This is a genomic window from Clavibacter sp. MX14-G9D, from assembly GCF_032917815.1.
Taxonomy (GTDB): domain Bacteria; phylum Actinomycetota; class Actinomycetes; order Actinomycetales; family Microbacteriaceae; genus Clavibacter; species Clavibacter michiganensis_K.
Genome location: NZ_JAVCVL010000216.1, coordinates 1 through 4437, shown reverse-complemented (window position 1 = coordinate 4437; position 4437 = coordinate 1). Strand labels below are relative to the sequence as shown.

5 protein-coding genes and 1 pseudogene are annotated in these 4437 nt (G+C 74.5%); 3 read left to right on the top strand and 3 right to left on the bottom strand.

Features of this window, described 5'->3' with window-relative positions; all coding sequences use genetic code 11:
• A pseudogene (locus Q6969_RS13355) lies at nt 1-76 on the bottom strand (ferredoxin); the annotation flags it as partial.
• 106 nt (nt 77-182) lie between these two features.
• Between Q6969_RS13355 and soxR the strand changes: the two are divergent.
• Nucleotides 183-653 (top strand): redox-sensitive transcriptional activator SoxR, encoded by a 471-nt coding sequence (gene soxR / locus Q6969_RS13350; protein ID WP_317230875.1) that lies wholly within the window; start codon nt 183-185, stop codon nt 651-653.
• 27 nt (nt 654-680) lie between these two features.
• Here soxR and Q6969_RS13345 read toward each other — a convergent pair whose 3' ends face one another.
• Together Q6969_RS13345 and Q6969_RS13340 are read right to left on the bottom strand one after the other, a co-directional pair.
• Nucleotides 681-1238 (bottom strand): hypothetical protein, encoded by a 558-nt coding sequence (locus Q6969_RS13345; protein ID WP_317230874.1) that lies wholly within the window; start codon nt 1236-1238, stop codon nt 681-683.
• 9 nt (nt 1239-1247) lie between these two features.
• Nucleotides 1248-2396 (bottom strand): zinc-dependent alcohol dehydrogenase, encoded by a 1149-nt coding sequence (locus tag Q6969_RS13340; protein ID WP_317230873.1) that lies wholly within the window; start codon nt 2394-2396, stop codon nt 1248-1250.
• Nucleotides 2397-2650: 254 nt separating this feature from the next.
• Between Q6969_RS13340 and Q6969_RS13335 the strand changes: the two genes are divergently transcribed.
• Both Q6969_RS13335 and Q6969_RS13330 read left to right on the top strand, forming a co-directional pair.
• Nucleotides 2651-3328 carry an NAD(P)-binding domain-containing protein gene (locus Q6969_RS13335; RefSeq protein ID WP_317230872.1) on the top strand — a complete coding sequence of 226 codons (678 nt, stop codon included), beginning with the start codon at nt 2651-2653 and terminating at the stop codon, nt 3326-3328.
• A partial coding sequence (locus Q6969_RS13330; protein WP_317230871.1) for an NAD(P)-binding domain-containing protein occupies nt 3325-4437 on the top strand: 1113 nt, incomplete at its 3' end. The genes Q6969_RS13335 and Q6969_RS13330, both read left to right, overlap by 4 nt.

Sequence of the window (4437 nt, the reverse complement as noted above, 5' to 3'; positions counted from 1 at the left end):
TGCAGTCCACCGGGCACTCGTCGATGCAGGCGCGGTCCTTGACGTCGACGCACGGCAGGGCGATCACGTAGGTCACGGGGCGTCCTCGCGGGTGGGGGCCGACGCGGCGGCGGAGGTGGGGATGCGCATGGTCTCCAGGTTAGAACCTCACGTACCCTTGAGGTCAATCGAGGGGAGACGTCGTGGCGGATGCGCAGGCGGGGCCGCGGCACGCGCCCGGCGAGCTCCTCACGGTCGGCGAGATGAGCCGCCGCACCGGGGTGGCCGCGTCCGCCCTCCGCTTCTACGAGGACCTCGGCCTCATCGCCGCCGAGCGCACCGCCGGCAACCAGCGCCGGTACGCCCGGCACATGCTGCGCCGGGTGTCGCTGATCACGGTGGCCAAGCGGCTCGGGATCCCGCTCGCCGACGTGCAGGCCACCTTCGACGACGTGCCGCTCGACCGCCCGCCGAGCCACGCCGACTGGCAGCGCGCGTCGCGCCGGTGGAAGCGCCTGCTCGAGGAGCGGCGGCGGAGCATCGAGCGGCTGGAGCGCGAGCTCACGGGCTGCATCGGCTGCGGATGCCTGTCGATGAAGGCGTGCGGCCTGCTCAACCCCGACGACGCGCTCGCCGACCGCGGCGCGGGGCCCGTCCGGGTGCAGGGCGGCTGATCACGCGGCACGCGGCACGCGGGAGGATCAGCGGCGCTTCCGCCGCGCCACGAGCAGGAGCGCGACCGCCGCGATGGGCCACGCGCCGACGATCACCGGATCCATCCACATGTGCTTCATGTCGGCCCGACCGCGTCCGACCCGGGACGACACCGGGTGGTGCCGCGGCTCGCTCAGCACGCCCGTCTCGGTGAGCGGGTCGTCCGGGTGCCCGGTCACGAGCGACCCGAGGTGCGCGCCCGCCGCGTCCACGCGGTCGCCGAGCATGAGCAGCAGCCAGTGCACCGAGCGGCCCTCGCTGAACCTGGCGTAGGCGACGCGCTTGATGGCGCCCGAGACGCCGTGCAGCGGCGCGACGGTGCCGAACACGGGCGGCATCTCCGTGTGCTCGATGGAGCGCTCGCGCGGGATGCGCTGCTCCTGCGCCTCCGGCATGTCCCAGTGGGCGCCGGACACGAGATCCGTGCGCTCGCGCGGGAACGCGGGCCGGTCGGCGGGGTCGAGGTCGGTGCCCCAGCCGGGGATGCGCGCCCGGAGCGCGTCGGCGTCGATCGGGCGGTGGTGGTCGCTCGCGCGGTACGGCATCGTCGGCTCCTAGTCCTCGTCGAACGTGATGACGGTCTTGATGCAGTCGTCGAGCTTCGCGGAGAACGTGTGGTACCCCTCCGCGATGTGCTCGAGCGGGATCCGGTGGGTCACGATGTCGCGCGGCGTGATGTGCCCGGCGCGGATGTGCTCGAAGAGCCGCGGCCACTGGCGCTTCACGGGCGCCTGGTTCATGCGCATCGTGATGCCCTTGTTCACGGCGTCGCCGAACTTGATGGCGGCGGGGACGGGCCCGTAGGCGCCCAGCACGCTGACGGTGCCGCCCTTGCGGACGCCGTCGATCGCCCAGTTCAGCGCCACGGGGGATCCGCCCTGCACCTTGACCTTCGTGCCGGTGATCTGGTGCAGCGCGTGCCCGTCCGCCTCCGCCCCGACGGCGTCGATGACGACGTCGGCACCGAGCCCTCCGGTCACGCGCTTGAGCTCCAGCACGGTGTCGTCCACCGCCGAGAAGTCGAGGGTCTCGGCGTGCGCGAACGACTCGGCCTTCCGCAGCCGGTAGTCGAGCTGGTCGACGACGATCACGCGGCCGGCGCCCATGAACCACGCCGACAGCGCGGCGTACAGGCCGACGGGACCGGCGCCCAGCACGGCGACCGTGTCGCCCTCGGCGATGTCGCCGATCTGCGCGCCGAAGTACCCGGTGCTGAGCGCGTCGGTCATGAGGAGCGCGTCCTCGTCGTGGATGTCGTCGGGGATCAGCTGGGGCCCGACGTCGGCGAACGGCACGCGCACGTACTCCGCCTGGCCGCCGTCGTAGCCGCCCGTGGTGTGCGAGTAGCCGTAGATGCCGCCGACGGCCGTCGCGTTCGGGTTCACGTTGTGGCAGTTCGAGTAGAGGCCGCGGGCGCAGAAGAAGCACGACCCGCAGTAGATGTTGAACGGCACCATCACGCGGTCGCCGACCGACAGGCTCTCCACCGAGGAGCCGACCTCGTGGACGACGCCGATGAACTCGTGGCCGAAGGTGGTGCCGACCCGCGTGTCCGGGAGGAGCCCGTGGTACAGGTGCAGGTCGGAGCCGCAGATCGCGGCCCGGGTGACCCGCACGATCGCGTCGTTCGGATGCTCGATCCGGGGGATGTCCTTCTCCTCGACGCGGATCCTGTACGGCCCGCGGTACACCATCGCCTGCATGTCGCTCCATCCGGTCGGTCCATCCAGCACACTCCGGCCGCCGGGCGCTGCCTACCCCTTGACACCGGCGGCGGCGCCGGTCATCTGCGCGCCGGCCCGCCGGGCGGAGCGCCGGACCGGGAGTTGACATGTCCACCACATCGGCGGATAGTTGACGTGTCAACACAGAGGAGCACGAGCATGCAGCACCGCGCGACCGGCATCGACACCGGAACCGACACCCCCTCCGCCGTCGCCCGCGAGGCGGTGGCCGCGTGAGCGCCGCGACGCCCGTCACCGTCGGGATCCTCGGCGCCGGCAAGGTCGGCACCGTGCTCGCGCGCCGCGCCGTCGCCGCGGGGCACCCGGTGCTCATCTCCGGCTCCGGCGACCCCGCGCGCATCGAGCTCATCGTCGACGTGCTCGCTCCCGGCGCCGTCGCCACCACCTCCGCCGACGCCGCGGCCCGCGCCGACGTCGTGATCCTCGCCCTCCCCCTCGGCAAGCTGGCGAGCGTCCCGGCCGCCGAGCTCGCGGGCCGGCTGGTGGTCGACGCCATGAACTACTGGTGGGAGGTCGACGGGCACCGCGACGACCTGGCCGACCCCGTCTCCTCCACGAGCGAGCTCGTCGCGGACCACCTGCCCGCCTCCACCGTCGTCAAGGCGTTCAACCACATGGGGTACCACGACCTCGACGAGGGACCGCGTCCGACCGGCGCGCCCGGGCGCAAGGGCATCGCGCTCGCGGGCGACGACCCCGCCGCGCGCGCCGCCGTCGCGGCCCTGGTGGACGCGTTCGGGTTCGACCCGGTCGACATCGGACCCCTCGCCGCCGGCCGCGTGCTCGAGCCCGGGCACCCGCTGTTCGGGGCGAACGTGGACGCGGACGAGATCCGCCGCGTGGTCGCGACCGCGCCGCTCGACGCGGACGCGTCCCGCCCGGCCGCGTGAGCGACCCGGGCGCCGGACCCTTCCCCCGGGCCGCCGTCACCGTCATCGGCGGCGGCCAGGCGGGGCTGTCCGCCGCCCACCACCTCCGCCTGCGCGGCTTCGCATCCGCGCTCGAGGATCCCGGCGCCCGGCGCTCCTTCGCCGTGGTCGACGCGAACCCGCGGCCCGGCGGCGCGTGGCAGCACCGCTGGGAGTCGCTGCGCATGGCGACCGTCAACGGCATCTTCGGCCTCCCCGGCATGCCCGTCCCGCCCGTCGACCCGACGGAGCCGAGCCGCACCGCCGTGCCGCGGTACTTCGCCGACTACGAGCGGGAGGAGGGCCTGCCGCTGCTGCGCCCCGTGCGCGTGCTCCGGGTGTCGCCCGTGGACGCGGATCCGCGCGGCGACCTGCGGGTGACGTCGTCGGCCGGGTCCTGGCGCACCGCCGCCGTGGTGAACGCGACCGGCACCTGGGACGCGCCCGTCGTCCCGGACATCCCGGGGCGCGACGGATTCCGGGGGCTCCAGCTGCACACGCGCGACTACGTGGACGCCCGCGCGTTCGCCGGCATGCGCGTCGCCGTGGTGGGCGGCGGGATCTCGGCCGTCCAGCTCCTCGAGGAGATCAGCCGGGTGACGGACACCCTCTGGTACACGCGCCGCGAGCCCGTCTTCCTCGACCACGAGTTCCGCCCCGGCGAGGACGGCGTCGACGTCGAGCGCCGCGTCGCCGCGGATGCCGCCGCGGGACGGCCGCCGCGCAGCGTGGTCTCGTACACGGGCCTCGGCTGGACCGGCTACGCGCGGGCAGCGCGCGACCGCGGCGTCCTCGTCCGCCGGCCCCTGTTCCACGCCGTCGGCGCGCGGCACGTCGTCGAGGCGGACGGGTCGTCGACCAGCGTCGACGCGATCCTGTGGGCCACCGGGTTCCGCGCCTCCCTCGCGCACCTCGAGGGGCTCGACCTGCGCGGACCGCTCGGCGGGATCCCGCTGGTGGGCACGCGAGCGGCCCGGGAGCCCCGCGTGCACCTCGTGGGCTACGGCCCGTCGCAGTCGACGGTGGGCGCGAACCGGGCGGGACGCGCCGCGGTGCGCGAGCTCGCGCGGGACCTCGCCGACCCGGCCGCG

Bases quoted from the DNA above. Each gene is read 5' to 3' on its own strand.
- Q6969_RS13340 (WP_317230873.1), bottom strand. From the start codon at position 2,396: ATGCAGGCGATGGTGTACCGCGGGCCGTACAGGATCCGCGTCGAGGAG.
- Q6969_RS13345 (WP_317230874.1), bottom strand. From the start codon at position 1,238: ATGCCGTACCGCGCGAGCGACCACCACCGCCCGATCGACGCCGACGCG.